Origin of the sequence: Paenibacillus macerans, from assembly GCF_900454495.1 — a bacterium.
Taxonomy (GTDB): Bacteria; Bacillota; Bacilli; order Paenibacillales; family Paenibacillaceae; genus Fontibacillus; species Fontibacillus macerans.
Window position 1 is genome coordinate 1,007,970 of record NZ_UGSI01000002.1, and the last position, 18,366, is coordinate 1,026,335.

Genomic DNA, 18,366 nt, shown 5'->3' on the forward strand with positions numbered 1-18,366 from the left:
CAAACCATGGCTGGAGGAGATGCCTGATCATGATCAAAATCGTTTATGTGCCTTTGGACGAACGGCCGTGCAATTTGTATTTTCCCCCGGCGCTGGCCGCCGGAACGGATTTTATGGTGGTGACGCCTCCCGTGGAGCTCTTGGGAAACAAAAAACGGCCGGCCGATACCGAGGGGTTATGGGATTGGCTGCTGCGGGAGGCGCGAGGGGCGGACGGTGCGATTTTGTCATTGGACACCTTGGTGTACGGGGGAATCGTGCCTTCCCGGCTGCACCGGCTGCCGTTCGAGGAATGCCAACACAGGCTCGGCCAATTAAGAAAATTGAAGGAGGTCGTTCCCGGGCTGCAGGTTTACGCGATGAATCTGATCATGCGCTGCCCGCAGTATTCCAGCAGCGACGAAGAACCTGACTATTACGGGGAATGGGGCCGGGAAATTTTCCGCCGGGGATACATTGGCCACCGGTTGCAGCTTGGCCTCGCCACGGAGGCCGAGAAGTTGGAGAAAAAGCAAATCGACGCGCAACTGCCCGCCGGTGTGTTGAGCGATTATTTGCAGCGGCGGGCGGTTAACGCCGAGCTCAACCGCTGCGCCGTGGAATTGGCGAAGGAGGGCGTCATCGATTTCCTTGTCATTCCGCAGGATGATGCCGCCCCGTTCGGATGGACCGCTTTGGATCAGCAGAAGGTTCGGGATACCGTCAAAGAGCTTGGCGTTTCCCTGAAGGTATACATGTATCCGGGCGCCGATGAGGCGGGCTGCACGCTGCTTGCCCGCATGATCAACCGGTTTAAGCAAGCCGTTCCCCTCGTATATCCGCGGTTTTCCAGCGTCCAAGGGCCGTTTGTGATTCCTTTGTACGAGGACCGCCTGCTGTTCGAGAGCGTAAAGTACCATGTGCTGGCGGCCGGCGGGTTGCTGTGCTCCAGCATGAGCGAAGCGGATATCGCCCTATTTATCAATGCTCCGGGGGAAACGATGATGGAAAGCGCGTCGCAGCATCATCCCAACGCGGGCTATAACGTGATGCGAAACACGGCCGAGTTGATCGAAACCGCGGATTATCTCATCGGCCGGTTCAATAAACCGTGCGTGATCGCGGACGTGGCTTTTGCCAACGGGGCGGATCTTGAACTGATCCGGTCGCTACGGGAGAAGAAGCTGCTGTTTCGAGTGGCGGGCTACGCGGGCTGGAACACCAGTTCCAATACGCTTGGCACCTGCATCGCCCAGGGCATGATTTACCGTCATTACGGGCCAAGCCGGGCTCATCTCGATTTCCTGTCCCTGCGCTATACCGAGGATGCCGGCTACTGCGCCTTTGTACGGCAGCACGTCAAAGAGCATAAGCTGCCCGGGCTCGGGATGGATTATTTTTCGGTCGACGGACCGCGCGGCGTGGCTGCCGGCGTTGTCAGGGAAGAGTTGGAGCGTTTCGTGGAACAGTATATTAATGATGAAACTTACCGCGTCAGCATCGATGATGTATTTTTGCCGTGGAGCCGGATGTTTGAAGTGGGGCTGAAAACGCATTTGATATCGTCATAGAGACCCCGGGGGCTATCTGTTAAATAGGAGAATGATCATGACGGATACGAATAAAAACGCGCGGTTTGCCAATATCAGAACCCCCATGGATTTGATCGCGGAAATCGGCAGCTATTACCCTTCGCTGACGAGATCGGAGCAGAAGGTCGCCAGGCGGGTGCTGGAGCATGCGGATGAGGTGCTGTATTCCTCGATTACCGAGTTTGCCGAAGCTTCGGGCGTCGGGGAAACGACGGTGATTCGCTTTTGCCGGAAAATCAAATTTAAAGGCTACCAGGAGTTCCGGCTGGCGCTGGCCCAGAGTCAAATGCTGCGCAAAATCGAGGAGAACAAACTCGAAGAGCGCGAGGCGCATTATATCGAGCGGGTGTGCGGCAACGTTGTGAAGGTGCTGCAGGCCAGCCTAAGTTTGCTTGACCGGAACACGCTGGAAGCGGCGGTCGAGTTGATCGACAAAGCCCGGCACATCCAGTTCATCGGCGTCGGCTCCTCCGGCATTACGGCACTGGATGCCAAAAACCGTTTATTGCGGTTGGGCAGACGTTCCGAAGCGGCCTTTGACAGCCATATGCAGGCGATGAGCGCCGTGCTGCTGGAGGAGGGGGACGTGGCCGTCGGCTTCAGCGTTTCCGGGAGCAGCAAAGATACGAACGACATTCTGGCCAAAGCCAAAAGCGGCGGAGCCAAGGTCATCGCCGTGACGAATTATGCCAAGTCGCCGATTACAAGCATCGCGGACCTAGTGCTGCTGACGGCGGGGAAGGAATCACCGCTTGAGGGAGGCTCCATGAGCGCGAAAATATCGCAGCTTTTTGTCATAGATCTGCTATGCGAAGGATTGTCCTTAAAGGATCTTGAGCGTGCGAAACATATGAAAGAGAAGACGGCCCGGGCCGTCATCGATAAAATCTACTGACAGACGGAGGGATGCAAGGCATGGAAAGAGAAAGAATAGCGGACGTTATCGTGCTTGGCGGTGGGCTTGGCGGCTGTATGGCCGCTTTGGCCGTCGCCAAGGCGGGTTATTCCGTCATCTTGACCGAAGAAACGGACTGGCTGGGCGGGCAGTTGACGAGCCAGGCGGTTCCGCCCGACGAGCACAAGTGGATCGAAAGCTTCGGCTGCACCGGAACGTACCGCGAATTCCGAAACCGGGTAAGGGAGTACTACCGGCAAAATTATCCGCTGACCGGACAGGCGATGAACGATCCGCTGTTAAACCCGGGCAACGGCTGGGTCAGCCGGCTGTGCCATGAGCCGAAAGCGGCGCTGCGGGTGCTCTGCGATATGCTCGCGCCCTATGTGAACAGCGGCCGAATCACGGTAATGTATCGGGTGCGCGCTGTCCGGGCGGGGACGCGTGGAGATGCGGTGAAATCCGTTGCCGTCAGAAGGCTGAACCGGGATGAGGAGTGGACGCTGCGGGGGACGTATTTCCTCGACGCTACCGAATGCGGGGATATTTTGCCCTTGGCCGGAGTCGAATACGTAACCGGAGCCGAATCCAAGACGGAGACCGGGGAGCCGCATGCGCTGGACCAAGCGAGGCCGTATGACGTTCAAGCATTTACGCATGTGTTTGCGCTTGATTATGTTCCCGGCGGAGACTATACGATTTGCAAGCCGGCGTCCTATGAGTATTGGCGGCGGTACACGCAGCCTCACTCGAGTCTGCCGAAGCTGGGCTGGATTGTGGGGGATGGGGTGGACCCGGATAACGACCAGGAGTTTACGCTGTTCCCGGACGACAGCGGGCGGCCGTCCCTTTGGACGTACCGCCGCATCATCGACCCCGCCCTGTTCTGCGGCGCACTTTATCAAAGCGACATCTCCCTGATCAACTGGGCGCAGAACGATTTCGACTTGGGCATGATCTACGAAGTGTCCGAGGAAGAACGCCGGCGGCATTTGGAAGGAGCGCGCGAGCTCAGCTTGTCCCTCCTGTATTGGCTGCAGACGGAGTCTCCGCGGCCGGACGGCGGGAAGGGATACCCGGGCCTGCGGCTCCGCGGGGATGTGCTCGGAACGGAAGACGGACTGGCCAAGTACCCTTACATCCGGGAATCCCGGCGCATTAGGGCCCTCTACACGATTACGGAGCATGACGTCAGCAAGGAGCTGCGCGGGGAGCTTGGCATTAAGCGGTATGAGGACAGCGTAGGGGTAGGCAGCTACCCGCTTGATTTGCATGCCACGACCCAATCGCGCCGCGGCTTCTATATACCGAACTATCCGTTCGAAATTCCGATGGGAGCGCTGCTGCCGGTGCGGGTGCAAAATCTGCTGCCCGCCTGCAAAAACATCGGGACAACGCAAATTACGAACGGCTGCTACCGGCTGCACCCGATCGAATGGAATATCGGCGAGGCCGCCGGGCACATGGCCGCTTATGCTTTGAAGCATCATATCACGCCCCGGGAGATTCGGGAGCGGGAGTACCATTTAAAGACATTTCAGGCGTGGATCGAATCGCAGGGAGTCCAGCTTCACTGGCCCTCCTCCATTAACGATGAAATCTAGCGCAACGATACGTGCCATCATTACCGAAACCACCTGTCCCCCCCGGGGATTTGTGGTTTTATTTTTTAAGTGCATGTTCAAAAAGTCCGGTTTTCAGCACCGAGAAGGTTGGATGAAGCCAGGCGCTGAGTAGCGGAGCGTACGTTTTGGGTACGTGAACAACGGAAGGCCCGGCTGAACTCAAGATTCGATGCCGAGTTACTTCCTGATTCACTTCGTGATTAAAAGCGGACTTTTTGAACTACCTTAAAATAATTTCTTGCATTCCGCCTACCTTTTCTATATAATAGTGAATGTTGTTCTGTGACGTTGCGATGATGTGAGAGGTTACTGACACACCCGGCCCCTTTGCCATGGGAGGGCGTCAGAAAATTTTCACGGAGTATGTCCGATACTAAATTGGGCGATAGAAGGAGGGACTAAAATGGCAAAGCAAAAAATTCGTATTCGTTTGAAAGCTTACGACCACAGAATTCTTGATCAATCCGCAGAGAAAATCGTTGAAACGGCAAAACGTTCGGGTGCCGGCGTATCCGGGCCGATTCCGCTTCCTACGGAAAAACAAGTCATTACCATTCTCCGTGCGGTGCACAAGTACAAGGATTCCCGGGAACAATTCGAAATGCGGACGCACAAACGTCTGATCGACATTGTGAACCCGACTCCGCAAACCGTGGACGCCTTGATGCGCTTGGACCTGCCGTCCGGTGTAGATATCGAAATCAAATTGTAATACCCACATTATCGTAAGGTAATCAGGAAAGGAAAAGAGGTGTCAACATGAAAGGTATCTTAGGAAAAAAACTCGGAATGACTCAAGTATTTACCGCTGAAGGGAATGTCATTCCCGTAACGGTAATCGAGGCGGGCTCCAATGTGGTTCTGCAAAAGAAAGACGTGGAGAACGACGGTTATGAAGCCATTCAGCTCGGCTACTCCGACAAGAAGGAAGCCAGAGCCAACAAGCCGGAAGTTGGGCATGCGAAAAAAGCAGGCGCAACGCCTAAGCGCTACGTTCGCGAAATTCGCGGTGTTGATTTGGCGGGATACGAAGTTGGCCAGGAGGTCAAAGTCGATATTTTTGCCGAGGGCGAATTTGTTGACGTAACCGGCATTTCGAAAGGTAAAGGGTTCCAAGGCGTAATCAAACGCTGGGGACAAAGCCGCGGCCCGATGGCGCACGGTTCCCGTTACCATCGCAGACCGGGTTCCATGGGTTCGATCGCGGCCAACCGCGTATTCAAAGGCAAAAACCTGCCTGGACATATGGGACATGAAACCGTGACGATTCAAAACCTTGAAGTTATCCGCGTTGATGCGGAACGCAACGTTCTGCTCGTTAAAGGCTCCATTCCGGGCCCGAAAAACAGCTTCGTCAAAATCAAGCAAACCATTAAGAAATAATAGCCCTCAAGAAAGGAGGAACATCAAATGCCAAAAGTAGCACTTTTCAATATTAGCGGTAGCCAAGTGGGCGAAGTGGAATTGAATGACGCGGTATTCGGGATCGAGCCGAACACGCACGTTCTTCATGAAGCTGTTGTCATGCAGCGCGCTTCCCTGCGTTTCGGCACCCACAAAGTCAAAGGACGCTCCGAAGTTCGCGGCGGCGGCCGTAAACCTTGGAAACAAAAAGGTACGGGCCGTGCGCGCCAAGGTTCCATCCGCGCCCCTCAATGGGTAGGCGGCGGCACCGTGTTTGGTCCGACTCCGCGCAGCTATGCTTACAAGCTGCCGAAGAAGGTTCGCCGTTTGGCGATCAAATCGGCCTTGTCTTCGAAAGTGATCGATCAAGACATCATCGTGCTTGACGCGCTGAGCTTGAACGCTCCGAAGACGAAAGAGTTCGCGGCGATTTTGAACAACCTGAAAGTGGATCGCAAAGCTTTGGTTGTAGCTCCAAGCTACGACGACAATGTGGCGCTTTCCGCACGCAACATCCCAGGCGTTAAATTCGTAGCGGCAGACGGCATTAATGTTCTCGACGTGCTGACGCACGACAAACTGATCATTACGAAAGAAGCAGTTCAGAAGGTAGAGGAGGTGCTCGCGTAATGAAAGATCCTCGCGATATTATCAAACGCCCGGTGATTACGGAACGTTCGACCGAATATATGAATGACCTGAAATACGTTTTCGAGGTTGATATTCGCGCCAACAAAACCGAAATCAAACAAGCCGTAGAGTCGATCTTCGGTGTGAAAGTCAAAAACGTAAACACCTTGCGCGTACCAGGGAAGCTGAAACGTTACGGACGCTACTCCGGATACACTCCTGAATGGAAAAAAGCGTTTGTTACATTGACCGCTGACAGCAAGCCGCTCCAATTTTTTGAATCGGTATAAAATCGTTTAAAGTAAGGAGGGAAATCTCGTGCCTATCAAAAAGTACAAACCGACATCCCCGGCAAGACGCGCGATGAGCGTGTCGACGTTCGAAGAAATCACGACGGATCAGCCGGAGAAATCTTTGCTTGCGCCGCTGAGCAAAACGGCCGGCCGCAACAACCAAGGTAAAATCACCGTTCGTCACCATGGCGGCGGACATAAACGCAAATACCGCATCATCGACTTCAAGCGGAACAAAGATGGAATTCCAGGCCGCGTTGCTACGATCGAATACGATCCGAACCGCACCTCGAACATCGCTTTGATCCACTACGCCGATGGCGAAAAACGTTATATCATCGCTCCTAAGGGCCTGAAAGTAGGCGACGTGATCGAATCCGGCGCAGGTTCCGACATTAAAATCGGGAACGCGCTGCCGCTCGAGAACATCCCGGTGGGTACCGTAATCCACAACATTGAGTTGAAGCCCGGCAAGGGCGGACAATTGGTTCGCGCCGCCGGTACGGAAGCCCAATTGCTCGGTAAAGAGGAGAAATATGTAACGATCCGCCTTTCATCCGGCGAAGTTCGTAAAGTCCTGAAAGTTTGCCGCGCAACGATCGGTTCCGTAGGCAACGGCGACCACGAGCTCGTGAAAATCGGTAAAGCGGGACGCAGCCGCTGGCTCGGCAAACGTCCGGAAGTCCGCGGTGTCGTCATGAACCCGAACGATCACCCTCACGGTGGTGGTGAAGGCCGCGCTCCGATCGGCCGTAAATCTCCGTTGTCGCCTTGGGGCAAACCGACCCTGGGTTACAAAACGCGTAAAAAAGGCAAAGCTTCTGATAAATATATCGTTCGCCGCCGTACGAAGTAATCCGCATCACGCGGATCACTTCGCGGCTTGTGGATAAAACGGCGAATTCTGCAGTCAGACGAAGGGAGGATAAATGAATGGGTCGCAGTCTGAAAAAGGGGCCTTTTGTTGATGGTTACCTGTTGAAGAAAGTGGAGGAAATGAACGCGTCGAGCAAAAAAGTCGTGATCAAAACCTGGTCCCGCCGCTCCACGATCTTCCCGCAATTCATTGGTCATACGTTTGGTGTATACGACGGACGCAAACACGTTCCGGTATACGTAACCGAGGATATGGTCGGACACAAACTGGGCGAATTTGCCCCAACCCGTACCTACAAAGGTCATACGGATGACGATAAGAAAACGAGACGTTAATTCCAATAAGTTCTTCGCTTGAGAGGAGGTCATTACACATGGAAGCTAAAGCACATGCAAGATCTATCCGCATTGCTCCGCGCAAGGCTCAGCTCGTAGTCGATCTGATCCGCGGCAAGCAAGTCGGCGATGCGATCGCGATTCTGCGCCACACGCCAAAGGCGGCTTCCCCGATCGTGGAGAAGCTTTTGAATTCGGCGATTGCCAACGCTGAACATAACTATTCTATGGACGTTAATAAATTGGTGATTACGCAAGCGTACGTCAACCAAGGCCCGACGATGAAACGTTTCCGTCCGCGGGCAATGGGTCGCGCTAGCCGGATCAACAAACGCACCAGCCACATTACATTGGTGGTATCCGAAAAATAAGGAGGGAAAACGTGTGGGCCAAAAGGTAAATCCGGTCGGACTACGAGTAGGGATTATCCGTGATTGGGAATCCAAATGGTACGCTGGCAAAGATTTTGGTGATCTTTTGCTGGAAGACGTTAAAATTCGTGAACACCTGAAAAACAAACTGAAAGACTCCGCGGTATCTCGGATTGAAATCGAGAGAGCGGCAAATCGTGTGAACGTAACGATCCACACAGCCAAACCGGGCATGGTTATCGGTAAAGGCGGTTCGGAAGTGGAAATCCTGCGCGGGGAAATTACGAAAATCGCAGGCGGCAAAAAGGTTCACATCAACATTTCTGAAATCAAACACCCTGATCTTGACGCGATTCTGGTCGCAGAAAGCATCGCACAACAACTGGAACGCCGCGTTTCTTTCCGTCGTGCGCTGAAACAAGCGATTCAAAGAACGATGCGTTCGGGAGCGAAAGGGATCAAAACGGCAGTCAGCGGCCGTCTCGGCGGTGCTGAAATTGCCCGTACGGAAGGCTACAGTGAAGGAACTGTTCCACTTCATACGCTCCGCGCCGACATCGATTACGGTACGGCAGAAGCGCATACGACTTACGGCCGCATCGGCGTAAAAGTATGGATCTATCGTGGAGAGGTTCTTCCTACGGCTAAGAAACAACAAGCTGCTCAGGAAGGAGGCAACTAATCATGTTGGTACCAAAGCGCGTAAAACACCGCAAGCAGCAACGCGGTAATATGAGAGGCCAAGCTAAAGGCGGCACCGAACTGAACTTCGGCGAATTCGGCCTGCAGGCTCTTGAGCCGACTTGGATCACCAACCGCCAAATTGAAGCGGCGCGTATTGCAATGACGCGTTACATCAAACGGGGCGGTAAAGTATGGATCAAAATTTTCCCTGACAAGCCGATTACTCAAAAGCCTCTTGAAGTCCGGATGGGTAGCGGTAAAGGTAACGTAGAAAAATGGGTCGCAGTTGTGAAGCCTGGCAAGATTCTGTTTGAGCTTGCCGGTGTATCGGAGGAAATCGCACGCGAAGCTATGCGTCTTGCCGCCCACAAACTGCCGATCAAAACGAAGTTTGTGAAACGTGAAGAATTGGGTGGTGAAGCAAATGAAAGCTAATGAACTTCGCAACTTAACCACTGCAGAAATCGAACAAAAAATCGCCGGGTTTAAAGAAGAACTCTTTAACCTCCGTTTTCAGTTGGCTACCGGCCAACTCGATAACCCGACTCGGATCCGTGACGTGCGCAAGGAAATAGCTCGTGCTAAAACCGTATTACGTGAAAGAGAACTCGGGATCATCAGTTAAGAAGCGCCTAAGCGTTAAGCGAAATGCCAAGTCCAGGAAGGAGGCTAACCATGAGCGAACGTAACAGCCGTAAAGTGCAAATTGGTAAAGTCGTCAGCGACAAGATGGACAAAACGATCGTTGTTGCTGTAGAAACGTACAAGAAGCATGATCTGTACCACAAGCGCATTAAATACACGAAAAAATTTAAAGCGCATGATGAGAACAATACCGCGAAAATCGGAGATACCGTAAAAATCGCCGAAACTCGCCCGCTGTCCAAAGACAAACGCTGGAGACTCGTTGAAGTCGTAGAAGAAGCGGTTATTATCTGATAGCGAAGGCTACAGGCTGAAAGGAGGAAATATCGATGATTCAACCATTTACACGTTTGCAGGTTGCCGACAACTCCGGCGCGAAGGAATTGATGTGTATTCGCGTTCTGGGCGGTACCGGTCGTCGTACAGCACAAATCGGGGATCTGATCGTTTGTTCCGTCAAACAAGCAACACCAGGCGGCGTTGTCAAAAAAGGAGACGTAGTCAGAGCGGTTGTCGTTCGTACGAAACGTGCGGTTCGCCGTAAAGACGGTTCCTACATCGCATTCGACGAAAACGCGGCGGTTGTTGTCAAAGAAGACAAAAGCCCGCGCGGAACGCGTATCTTCGGTCCGGTTGCCCGTGAACTTCGCGACAAGGACTTCATGAAGATCGTTTCCTTGGCTCCGGAAGTTATCTAAATAACCCCTACCCCGATTTAACAGGAGGTGTAAACCAAGTGCCTAGACTGAAAAAGATCCTTGAATCTCATAACAATAAGCTTCACGTTAAGAAAGACGACACGGTCATCGTGATCTCCGGTAAAGACAAAGGGAAGAAAGGTCGCGTCATCGCCGCTTATCCTCGTGAGAACCGCGTGCTTGTGGAAGGTGTGAACATGATCAAGAAACACCAAAAGCCTAACCAGCTGAATCCGCAAGGCGGCATCATCGAGAAAGAAGCTCCGATTCACGTTTCGAACGTTATGCATGTTGATCCGAAGAGCGGAAAAGTAACCCGTATCGGTTACAAAGTATTGGACAACGGCAAAAAAGTTCGCGTAGCCAAGAGATCCGGAGAAGTAATCGACTAATCCAGGAATGTAAGAAAGGAGGTCCATGATTCATGGCAGCAAGATTGAAAGAACGCTTTTTGAACGAAGTGACGCCTGCTTTGGTTCAAAAATTCAACTATACAACCGTAATGCAAGTGCCTAAAATCGAGAAAGTCGTTATCAATATGGGCGTCGGCGAAGCCGTGGCCAACTCCAAGGTGCTTGATTCCGCAGTGAACGATATGCAGCTGATCGCTGGCCAAAAGCCGGTTATCACGCGTGCGAAGAAATCGATTGCCGGTTTCAAACTTCGTGAGAACATGCCGATCGGCGTGAAAGTAACGCTTCGCGGCGACCGCATGTATTACTTCCTAGACAAACTGTTTAACATTGCGCTTCCTCGCGTGCGCGACTTCCACGGCGTATCGACGAAAGCTTTCGACGGACGCGGCAACTATACGCTTGGCCTCAAGGAACAGTTGATCTTCCCTGAGATCGTATACGACCAAGTCGACAAAGTTCGCGGTATGGATATCGTTATCGTGACGACAGCAAAAACCGACGAAGAAGCCCGTGAGCTGTTGACGCAGCTGGGCATGCCTTTTGCAAAGTAACCAAGTCGTTATTCTCCGAAACTATCTGGGAGGTGTCAGGCTAAAGTGGCAAAAACTTCGATGAAAGTTAAACAACAACGTGCACCGAAATTCAAAGTGCGGGCGTACACCCGCTGTGAACGTTGTGGTCGTCCACACTCGGTATTGCAAAAATTCAAAATTTGCAGAATTTGTTTCCGTGAATTAGCTTATAAAGGCCAGATTCCTGGCGTGAAAAAAGCAAGCTGGTAATTTATCAACAACGGGAAGGAGGTTTACACGTATGACTATGTCAGATCCAATTGCAGATATGCTTACACGTATTCGCAACGCGAACACAGTGCGTCACGAAACGGTAGAACTGCCTGCTTCGACGATCAAGAAACAAATCGCTGAAATCCTGAAGCGTGAAGGTTTCATCCGCGATGCAGAATATATCGATGATAACAAGCAAGGGATCATCCGTATTTTCCTGAAATACGGCCCTAACAACGAACGCGTTATCTCCGGTTTGAAGAGAATCAGTAAGCCAGGCCTTCGCGTGTACACGAAAAGCAACGAAATCCCTCGTGTCCTCGGCGGTTTGGGTATCGCGATCATCTCCACATCCAAAGGAGTTATGACCGATAAGGAAGCTCGTCAGTCCAAAGCCGGCGGCGAAGTTGTTTGCTACGTTTGGTAATTAACGTCTTATCACAAGGAGGTGCAAATACATGTCTCGTATTGGTCGCAAACCAATTACAGTACCAAGTGGCGTGAACGTCACACTCGACAACACCGTGATTACGGTAAAAGGACCGAAAGGTACTTTGTCTCGTGAGCTGCATAAGGACATCAAGGTAACGGTTCAAGACAACGTGATTACCATTGAGCGTCCTTCTGATAATAAATTACATCGTTCTCTGCATGGCACGACCCGTTCGGTAGTGAACAACATGGTCAGCGGGGTAACGGAAGGCTTCTCGAAGTCGCTTGAACTGGTCGGCGTCGGATATCGCGCAAGCTTGTCCGGCAAAAAGCTCGTTCTGAACGTAGGTTACTCTCACCCGGTTGAAATCACTCCGGAAGAGGGCATCGAATTTGAAGTACCTTCGAATACAAAGATCATCGTTAAAGGGATCAATAAGGAGCGCGTAGGCGAATACGCCGCTAAAATCCGCTCCGTTCGCGAGCCTGAGCCTTACAAAGGCAAAGGGATCAAGTATGAAGGTGAACGCATCATTCGTAAGGAAGGTAAAGCCGGTAAGAAGAAATAAGTTTCTGCTTAGCGGCCCTGTCCTTCTGGCGTCTTGAAGGTAAACCGAAGGGAGTGAAAGGAAAGTCATGATTACAAAAGGCGATAAGAACAAAGCTCGTCTGAAAAGACATCTGCGCGTGCGGACGAAAGTTCAAGGTACGGCTGAACGTCCAAGACTGAACGTATACCGTTCCTCCAAACATATCTATGCCCAACTGATCGACGATGTGGCAGGCGTAACGCTGGCTAGCGCTTCGACCGTGGACAAAGAGCTGAACGGATCGATCGGCAACGGCGGCAACGTGGAATCCGCCCGTAAAGTCGGCGAACTGATCGCGAAACGCGCTGTAGGCAAAGGCTACAAGAGCGTTGTGTTTGACCGTGGGGGTTACCTGTATCATGGACGGATTCAGGCTTTGGCTGACGCAGCCCGCGAAGCAGGTCTGGAATTCTAAAATATTCACTAAAAGGAGGTTAACGACTTGCGTGTAGATCCGAACACTTTAGAACTGACTGAAAGAGTTGTAAATATTAACCGCGTAGCTAAAGTAGTTAAAGGCGGACGTCGTTTTAGCTTCAGCGCGCTCGTGGTTGTCGGCGACGGCAAAGGTTGGGTTGGCGCCGGCATCGGTAAAGCAGGCGAAGTTCCCGATGCGATTCGCAAAGGGATTGAAGATGCGAAGAAAAACCTGATTCACGTTCCGCTCGTAGGCACGACGATTCCTCACCTGGTTACCGGACATTTCGGTGCCGGCCGTGTGCTCCTGAAACCGGCGTCTGAAGGTACCGGGGTTATCGCCGGCGGTCCGGTTCGCGCTGTGCTTGAGCTGGCTGGCGTGGGCGACATTTTGACAAAATCTCTAGGTTCTTCGAATTCCATCAACATGGTCAATGCGACTTTGGAGGGTTTGTCCCGTCTGAAACGCGCTGAGGATGTTGCGAAATTACGCGGTAAAACCGTCGAAGAACTTCTCGGTTAAGGAGGGAATCTCATGGCTAAACTGCAAATTACCCTCGTGCGTAGTTTGATCGGTCGTCCGGAGAACCAACGTACTACCGTGAAAACCTTGGGTCTTCGCAAAATCAACCAAACCGTGGTTCACAACGACAATCCGGCCATCCGCGGCATGGTGAATCAAGTAAGCCACTTGGTTTCGGTTAAAGAAATCGAAGCCTAACAGGTTTTGAGTATTATATAAGAACCAACAATAAATAAGGAGGTGCAACGAACGATGAAGTTACATGAGCTTTCTCCGGCTCCCGGATCCCGCCACGAGCGCAAGCGCGTTGGCCGCGGTACGGGGAGCGGAATGGGTAAAACGTCTACCCGTGGTCACAAAGGTCAAAACGCTCGTTCCGGCGGTGGTGTCCGTCCGGGATTTGAAGGCGGTCAAAACCCGTTGTATCGTCGCTTGCCGAAACGCGGATTTATTAATCCGACGCGGAAAGAGTATGCGATTGTCAACATCCAAGATTTGAACAAATTTGCGGCGGATACGGAAGTAACTCCTGAACTGTTGTTTGAACAAGGAATCGTGAAAGACGCGAAGAGCGGCATCAAGATTCTCGGCAACGGCGAAGTTACTGTCAAATTGACAGTGAAAGCGAACAAGTTCTCCCAATCTGCGGTAGAGAAAATCGAGGCTGCCGGCGGTAAAACCGAGGTGATCTAATGTTTAAAACCATTAAGAACATATGGCATGTTCAGGACCTGCGCACCCGCATTCTCTTTACGCTGTTTATTTTTCTCATTTACCGAATCGGATCTTTCGTTCCGGTTCCGGGCGTTGATGCGTCGGTATTTCAGACGGTAAACGAATCGGGAAACAATCTGCTCGGGCTCTTGAACACCTTCTCGGGAGGCGCTTTGGCGAATTTCTCGATCTTCGCCCTCGGGATCATGCCTTATATCACGGCTTCCATCATTGTGCAGCTCTTGTCCATGGACGTCGTTCCGAAGTTTGCGGAATGGGCTAAACAAGGGGAGCACGGGAAAAAGAAGATGGCCCAGGTAACCCGCTACGGTACGGTTATATTGGCTATCGTTCAGGCGTTTGCCACATCGATTGGCTTCAATCGGTTGTATGGAACGCAAATGGTGCCTAACGCGACCTTTGCGGATTATCTGGTTATTGCGATCGTGTTGACCGCAGGCACTTCGTTCTTGATGTGGCTTGGTGAGCAAATTACCGATAAAGGCATCGGCAACGGGATCTCGTTGATCATCTTTGCCGGAATCGTTGCGTCGTTTCCTACGCATATCACAACGATCGCCCAATCGGAATTTATCGTTGAAGGGCAAGCATTCATGAACGTGGTGAAATCCATCGCGATTCTCCTCGTGTGCGTACTGATCGTCATCGGTGTCATTTACATCCAGCAGGCCGTCCGGAAGATTCCGGTGCAGTACGCCAAACGCGTTGTCGGCAATAAGATGTACGGCGGGCAAAATACGCATATTCCGCTGAAAATCAACGCCGCAGGCGTTATTCCGGTCATTTTTGCGGTCTCCTTGCTGCAGTTCCCGGTCGTGATCGCCAGCTTCTGGTCGACGCATGCCTGGGCGCAATGGGTCACCCACAACCTGTCCACGAATGCTCCGCTTGGAATCGTGCTGTATGTGGTCATGATCATCGGCTTTACGTTCTTCTATACGTTCGTACAGATGAACCCGCAGCAAATGGCTGAGAATATGAAGAAAAACGGCGGATACATTCCGGGAATTCGTCCGGGGAAAGCGACCGAAACTTATCTCATCCGGGTTCTAACCCGCTTGACGATGACCGGTTCCCTGTTCCTCGCGGCCATCTCCATTCTGCCTATGGGCCTCGGCGCATTGGCTAATCTGCCGCGTACGGTTCTTATTGGCGGTACTTCGATCCTGATCGTTATCGGCGTTGCGCTGGATACGATGAAGACGATCGAAGGTCAGTTGATCAAACGTCACTATAAAGGCTTTATCAATAAATAGGCGATAGGTACCAGGATCGGGCTGCTGCTGGGCTCGCCTGGGACCTATCGTGCTGTTTATTGACATGGTGCGATTTTTGGAGGGAGTGAGAGACATGAACCTGCTTTTCATGGGACCTCCCGGAGCGGGAAAAGGAACACAGGCCGAAGTCATTGTCAATGAATTCGGTATTCCTCACATCTCCACCGGCGATGCGTTCCGCTTGGCCATCAAACAGGGAACGCCCGTAGGGATGAAAGCCAAGGAGTATATTGATCAAGGCCTTCTGGTGCCTGATGACGTCACGGTGGGCATCGTCCGCGAGCGCCTGCAGCAGTCCGATTGCGAAAAAGGTTTTTTATTGGACGGCTTTCCAAGAACCCTTTCGCAAGCGGAATCGCTGGAGGAACTGCTTAAGGAACTGGGACGCAAGCTTGACCACGTTATCGACCTGAAAGTGGACCGGAACAAGCTGCTGGCGCGGCTGACCGGACGCCGGATTTGCAAATCCTGCGGCGCCACTTATCATGTGATCTTTAATCCTCCCAAGCAGGAGGGTGTCTGCGATAAATGCGGCGGCGAGCTGTACCAGCGCTCCGACGATACCGAGGAGAAGGTAGGCACCCGCTTGGACGAATATATCAACAAAACGGCACCGCTTCTGAAGTTTTATGAAGACAAAGGTTTGCTGCGCCAAGTGGACGGCGAACAGGAAATCGATGCGGTCTCGAAAGAAATCGTATCTTTACTGCGAGGTTAGGTGTAATGATCATCTGTAAATCCGAAACGGAACTGGGCTTTATGCGAGAAGCTGGGCGAATCGTAGCGGAAACGCACAGGCTCATGGCGCAATCGATTGAGCCAGGAATTACGACGGGGGAACTCGATCAGATCGCCGACAAATTTATTCGCAGTCAGGGCGCCGTGCCGTCTTTCAAGGGTTACAACGGTTTTCCTTACAGCATTTGCGCTTCGGTCAACGAAGAATTGGTACACGGATTTCCCGGCAAACGCAAATTGAACGAAGGCGATATCATCAGTTTGGATATCGGCGCGGAGTATCGCGGCTACCACGGCGACTCGGCGTGGACCTATCCGGTGGGCGAAATTTCGGCGGAAGCCAAGCGGTTGCTTGAAGTGACCGAAGGATCGCTGTACGCGGGCCTGGCGCTCGTCAAGCCGGATGTCCGTTTGTTCACGATTTCGCATGCGATTCAGCAGCATATCGAGGCTGCGGGTTTTTCCGTCGTTCGGGAATATGTCGGACACGGCATTGGATCCAAGCTGCACGAAGAACCGCAAATTCCGAACTACGGCATGCCTGACCGGGGGCCGCGGCTCAAACCCGGGATGGTCCTGGCGATCGAACCGATGGTTAACATGGGGAAAAGGTATGTCAAAACGCTGGATGACAATTGGACGGTCGTTACGGTGGACGGTTCGTTGTGCGCTCATTTCGAGCATACGGTGGCCGTAACGCCTGACGGTATGGAAATTTTCACAAAGCTGGACGCGTAGGTGATGAATGTGAAACAACGTTCGGAAGCGCAGCCGGGCCAATTGGTGAAAGTTCTAAAAGGCAGGGATGCCGGGACGGTGAATGTGATCGTGCAGATCGTGGACGACAGGTTCGTCCTGATCGCGGACGGGGACAAACGCAAGTTTGACCAGCCGAAACGAAAAAACGTCCAGCATCTTGAGCTACTGCCCACGGTCAGCAGCGAGGTTGTTCATAGTTTGCAGGAGAGCGGCCGGGTTACAAATGCGAAGCTGCGTCACGCCGTGCTTGTCTATTTGAAATCCGAAAGTTCCGAGGCTGAAGAGAAAGGAGACTGACTGTGGCTAAAGAAGATGTCATTGAAGTCGAAGGCACGGTCATTGAACCGCTGCCGAATGCAACATTCAAGGTTGAGCTGGAGAATGGCCATCAAATTCTCGCTCATGTTTCCGGGAAGCTGCGGATGCACTTTATCCGTATTTTGACCGGGGACAAAGTGGTTGTCCAACTGTCGCCTTATGATTTGTCAAAAGGCCGGATCACTTACCGTAAATAGTTGGCTCTGGCATATGCCGCTGTTTTGTGGTACAATATGCAGGTTGAGTTGTTTCAAACCAATGCTGACGAGAAAGTTTTACATCCGTAAAACTTGGTTTATCTTACGAAGAGCGTTTTGCTGCGCAAAACATGCTCGTGCTTTCGAAGTTAGTTTTACTTAACGTAAAACTTTTAGGAGGTAATCAACATGAAGGTAAGACCTTCTGTAAAGCCGATTTGCGAAAAATGCAAAGTCATTCGTCGCAAAGGCAATGTCATGGTGATTTGCGAAAATCCGAAACACAAACAAAAACAAGGTTAATAGAAGGGGGTGTAGCGTAAAATGGCACGTATTGCTGGTGTGGATTTGCCACGTGATAAACGCGTTGAGATCGCCTTAACTTACATTTTCGGAATCGGTAAAACGACTTCCCAGAAAATCCTGAAAGAAACAGGCATCAATCCGGACACTCGTGTTCGTGATTTGACGGAAGATGAGGTTAGCAAACTACGCGAAACGATCGACAAAACGGTCAAGGTGGAAGGCGACCTGCGTCGTGAAATTTCCTTAAATATTAAACGTTTGATCGAAATCGGCTGCTACCGCGGTGTGCGTCACCGTCGCGGCTTGCCGGTTCGCGGACAACGTACGAAAACGAATGCCCGTACTCGCAAGGGTCCTCGTCGTACGGTAGCGAACAAGAAGAAATAAGAAGGGGGGATAACAGACAATGGCTAAACCAAAAAAAGTCGTACGCACGAAACGTCGTGACCGGAAAAATATCGAATCTGGTGTGGCACATATCCGCTCCACCTTCAACAATACGATCGTTACCATTACGGATCCGCACGGCAACGCGATCTCTTGGGCAAGCTCCGGTAATCTCGGTTTCAAAGGCTCCCGTAAGTCGACGCCGTTTGCCGCGCAAATGGCCGCGGAATCGGCTGCAAAAGCGGCTATGGAGCATGGCATGAAGACTGTTGAAGTTATGGTCAAAGGTCCTGGCGCCGGCCGTGAAGCCGCTATCCGCTCGCTGCAAGCGGCAGGTCTTGAAGTAAACATGATTAAAGACGTGACTCCGATTCCTCACAACGGCTGCCGTCCTCCAAAACGCCGCCGCGTTTAATGAAGCCGTACTGAATGTGGTATAACAACAGCGCCACTTGGTA

32 protein-coding genes are annotated in these 18,366 nt (G+C 52.0%); all 32 read left to right on the top strand.

The features are described from left to right. Positions 1-29: 29 nt before the first annotated feature. The 32 genes from DYE26_RS27475 to rpsK all read left to right on the top strand — a co-directional run bounded on the left by DYE26_RS27475 (position 30) and on the right by rpsK (position 18,323). A complete protein-coding gene (locus DYE26_RS27475) occupies positions 30-1,550 on the top strand; it encodes a DUF4127 family protein (protein ID WP_036619508.1) in 1,521 nt (506 codons plus the stop codon). 85 nt (positions 1,551-1,635) lie between these two features. Further along, positions 1,636-2,466: a MurR/RpiR family transcriptional regulator gene (locus tag DYE26_RS27480; protein ID WP_036627487.1), complete on the top strand. Its 831-nt coding sequence runs from the start codon at positions 1,636-1,638 to the stop codon at positions 2,464-2,466. A gap of 20 nt (positions 2,467-2,486) precedes the next feature. After that, positions 2,487-4,070, top strand: coding sequence for an FAD-dependent oxidoreductase (locus tag DYE26_RS27485; RefSeq protein WP_036619510.1), 1,584 nt, complete (start codon positions 2,487-2,489; stop codon positions 4,068-4,070). A 424-nt stretch (positions 4,071-4,494) separates the two neighbouring features. Continuing rightward, positions 4,495-4,803, top strand: coding sequence for a 30S ribosomal protein S10 (gene rpsJ / locus DYE26_RS27490; RefSeq protein ID WP_006676490.1), 309 nt, complete (start codon positions 4,495-4,497; stop codon positions 4,801-4,803). Between the two features lie 47 nt (positions 4,804-4,850). Then, on the top strand, positions 4,851-5,474 hold the full coding sequence (gene rplC, locus DYE26_RS27495; RefSeq protein ID WP_036619511.1) for a 50S ribosomal protein L3: 624 nt from the start codon (positions 4,851-4,853) through the stop codon (positions 5,472-5,474). Between the two features lie 27 nt (positions 5,475-5,501). After that, positions 5,502-6,125, top strand: a complete 624-nt coding sequence (gene rplD / locus DYE26_RS27500; RefSeq protein WP_036619512.1) for a 50S ribosomal protein L4 — start codon at positions 5,502-5,504, stop codon at positions 6,123-6,125. Next, entirely contained in the window at positions 6,125-6,415 is a 291-nt protein-coding gene (rplW, locus tag DYE26_RS27505; protein ID WP_036619513.1) for a 50S ribosomal protein L23, read from the top strand. The genes rplD and rplW overlap by 1 nt, the downstream gene beginning before the upstream one ends. 28 nt (positions 6,416-6,443) lie before the next feature. Next, on the top strand, positions 6,444-7,274 hold the full coding sequence (gene rplB, locus DYE26_RS27510) for a 50S ribosomal protein L2 (RefSeq protein ID WP_036619514.1): 831 nt from the start codon (positions 6,444-6,446) through the stop codon (positions 7,272-7,274). 77 nt (positions 7,275-7,351) lie between these two features. Then, positions 7,352-7,630, top strand: coding sequence for a 30S ribosomal protein S19 (gene rpsS / locus DYE26_RS27515; RefSeq protein ID WP_036619516.1), 279 nt, complete (start codon positions 7,352-7,354; stop codon positions 7,628-7,630). A 38-nt stretch (positions 7,631-7,668) separates the two neighbouring features. Continuing rightward, positions 7,669-8,001 carry a 50S ribosomal protein L22 gene (gene rplV / locus DYE26_RS27520; protein WP_009226643.1) on the top strand — a complete coding sequence of 111 codons (333 nt, stop codon included), beginning with the start codon at positions 7,669-7,671 and terminating at the stop codon, positions 7,999-8,001. Positions 8,002-8,014: 13 nt separating this feature from the next. Continuing rightward, the gene (rpsC, locus tag DYE26_RS27525) at positions 8,015-8,683 is read left to right on the top strand and encodes a 30S ribosomal protein S3 (RefSeq protein WP_036619517.1); all 669 of its coding nucleotides are present in this window, start codon (positions 8,015-8,017) and stop codon (positions 8,681-8,683) included. A 2-nt stretch (positions 8,684-8,685) separates the two neighbouring features. Further along, positions 8,686-9,120 (top strand): 50S ribosomal protein L16, encoded by a 435-nt coding sequence (gene rplP / locus DYE26_RS27530; protein WP_036619518.1) that lies wholly within the window; start codon positions 8,686-8,688, stop codon positions 9,118-9,120. Further along, on the top strand, positions 9,110-9,310 hold the full coding sequence (rpmC, locus tag DYE26_RS27535; RefSeq protein WP_018759704.1) for a 50S ribosomal protein L29: 201 nt from the start codon (positions 9,110-9,112) through the stop codon (positions 9,308-9,310). Before rplP ends, rpmC begins: the two co-directional genes overlap by 11 nt. Positions 9,311-9,360: 50 nt before the next feature. Further along, positions 9,361-9,624: a 30S ribosomal protein S17 gene (rpsQ, locus tag DYE26_RS27540; RefSeq protein ID WP_036619522.1), complete on the top strand. Its 264-nt coding sequence runs from the start codon at positions 9,361-9,363 to the stop codon at positions 9,622-9,624. A gap of 35 nt (positions 9,625-9,659) precedes the next feature. Then, positions 9,660-10,028, top strand: coding sequence for a 50S ribosomal protein L14 (gene rplN, locus DYE26_RS27545; RefSeq protein WP_036619525.1), 369 nt, complete (start codon positions 9,660-9,662; stop codon positions 10,026-10,028). A 38-nt stretch (positions 10,029-10,066) separates the two neighbouring features. After that, a complete protein-coding gene (gene rplX / locus DYE26_RS27550; protein ID WP_082207655.1) occupies positions 10,067-10,420 on the top strand; it encodes a 50S ribosomal protein L24 in 354 nt (117 codons plus the stop codon). A 32-nt stretch (positions 10,421-10,452) separates the two neighbouring features. Further along, the gene (rplE, locus tag DYE26_RS27555; RefSeq protein WP_036619531.1) at positions 10,453-10,995 is read left to right on the top strand and encodes a 50S ribosomal protein L5; all 543 of its coding nucleotides are present in this window, start codon (positions 10,453-10,455) and stop codon (positions 10,993-10,995) included. A 45-nt stretch (positions 10,996-11,040) separates the two neighbouring features. After that, on the top strand, positions 11,041-11,226 hold the full coding sequence (locus DYE26_RS27560) for a type Z 30S ribosomal protein S14 (RefSeq protein ID WP_010348808.1): 186 nt from the start codon (positions 11,041-11,043) through the stop codon (positions 11,224-11,226). A 31-nt stretch (positions 11,227-11,257) separates the two neighbouring features. Beyond that, complete coding sequence (gene rpsH / locus DYE26_RS27565) at positions 11,258-11,656, top strand: 30S ribosomal protein S8 (RefSeq protein WP_036619532.1); 399 nt, start codon at positions 11,258-11,260, stop codon at positions 11,654-11,656. Between the two features lie 31 nt (positions 11,657-11,687). Beyond that, positions 11,688-12,230: a 50S ribosomal protein L6 gene (rplF, locus tag DYE26_RS27570; RefSeq protein WP_036619533.1), complete on the top strand. Its 543-nt coding sequence runs from the start codon at positions 11,688-11,690 to the stop codon at positions 12,228-12,230. Positions 12,231-12,297: 67 nt separating this feature from the next. Further along, the gene (rplR, locus tag DYE26_RS27575) at positions 12,298-12,666 is read left to right on the top strand and encodes a 50S ribosomal protein L18 (RefSeq protein WP_036619534.1); all 369 of its coding nucleotides are present in this window, start codon (positions 12,298-12,300) and stop codon (positions 12,664-12,666) included. 27 nt (positions 12,667-12,693) lie between these two features. Then, positions 12,694-13,191: a 30S ribosomal protein S5 gene (gene rpsE / locus DYE26_RS27580; RefSeq protein WP_036619535.1), complete on the top strand. Its 498-nt coding sequence runs from the start codon at positions 12,694-12,696 to the stop codon at positions 13,189-13,191. A gap of 12 nt (positions 13,192-13,203) precedes the next feature. Then, positions 13,204-13,389, top strand: coding sequence for a 50S ribosomal protein L30 (gene rpmD / locus DYE26_RS27585; RefSeq protein ID WP_036619536.1), 186 nt, complete (start codon positions 13,204-13,206; stop codon positions 13,387-13,389). A 54-nt stretch (positions 13,390-13,443) separates the two neighbouring features. After that, the gene (rplO, locus tag DYE26_RS27590; RefSeq protein WP_036619537.1) at positions 13,444-13,884 is read left to right on the top strand and encodes a 50S ribosomal protein L15; all 441 of its coding nucleotides are present in this window, start codon (positions 13,444-13,446) and stop codon (positions 13,882-13,884) included. Continuing rightward, positions 13,884-15,182 carry a preprotein translocase subunit SecY gene (gene secY / locus DYE26_RS27595; protein WP_036619539.1) on the top strand — a complete coding sequence of 433 codons (1,299 nt, stop codon included), beginning with the start codon at positions 13,884-13,886 and terminating at the stop codon, positions 15,180-15,182. The genes rplO and secY overlap by 1 nt, the downstream gene beginning before the upstream one ends. Positions 15,183-15,276: 94 nt before the next feature. Next, on the top strand, positions 15,277-15,921 hold the full coding sequence (locus DYE26_RS27600; RefSeq protein ID WP_036619541.1) for an adenylate kinase: 645 nt from the start codon (positions 15,277-15,279) through the stop codon (positions 15,919-15,921). A 5-nt stretch (positions 15,922-15,926) separates the two neighbouring features. Next, positions 15,927-16,679 (top strand): type I methionyl aminopeptidase, encoded by a 753-nt coding sequence (map, locus tag DYE26_RS27605; protein ID WP_036619543.1) that lies wholly within the window; start codon positions 15,927-15,929, stop codon positions 16,677-16,679. Positions 16,680-16,682: 3 nt separating this feature from the next. Then, entirely contained in the window at positions 16,683-16,997 is a 315-nt protein-coding gene (locus tag DYE26_RS27610; RefSeq protein ID WP_036619545.1) for a KOW domain-containing RNA-binding protein, read from the top strand. Between the two features lie 2 nt (positions 16,998-16,999). Next, entirely contained in the window at positions 17,000-17,215 is a 216-nt protein-coding gene (gene infA / locus DYE26_RS27615; protein WP_018753971.1) for a translation initiation factor IF-1, read from the top strand. A 189-nt stretch (positions 17,216-17,404) separates the two neighbouring features. Then, a complete protein-coding gene (gene rpmJ / locus DYE26_RS27620) occupies positions 17,405-17,518 on the top strand; it encodes a 50S ribosomal protein L36 (protein ID WP_003333770.1) in 114 nt (37 codons plus the stop codon). Positions 17,519-17,539: 21 nt separating this feature from the next. After that, a complete protein-coding gene (rpsM, locus tag DYE26_RS27625; RefSeq protein ID WP_016310723.1) occupies positions 17,540-17,908 on the top strand; it encodes a 30S ribosomal protein S13 in 369 nt (122 codons plus the stop codon). 19 nt (positions 17,909-17,927) lie between these two features. Next, positions 17,928-18,323 (top strand): 30S ribosomal protein S11, encoded by a 396-nt coding sequence (gene rpsK, locus DYE26_RS27630; protein ID WP_036619547.1) that lies wholly within the window; start codon positions 17,928-17,930, stop codon positions 18,321-18,323. Positions 18,324-18,366 lie beyond the last annotated feature (43 nt).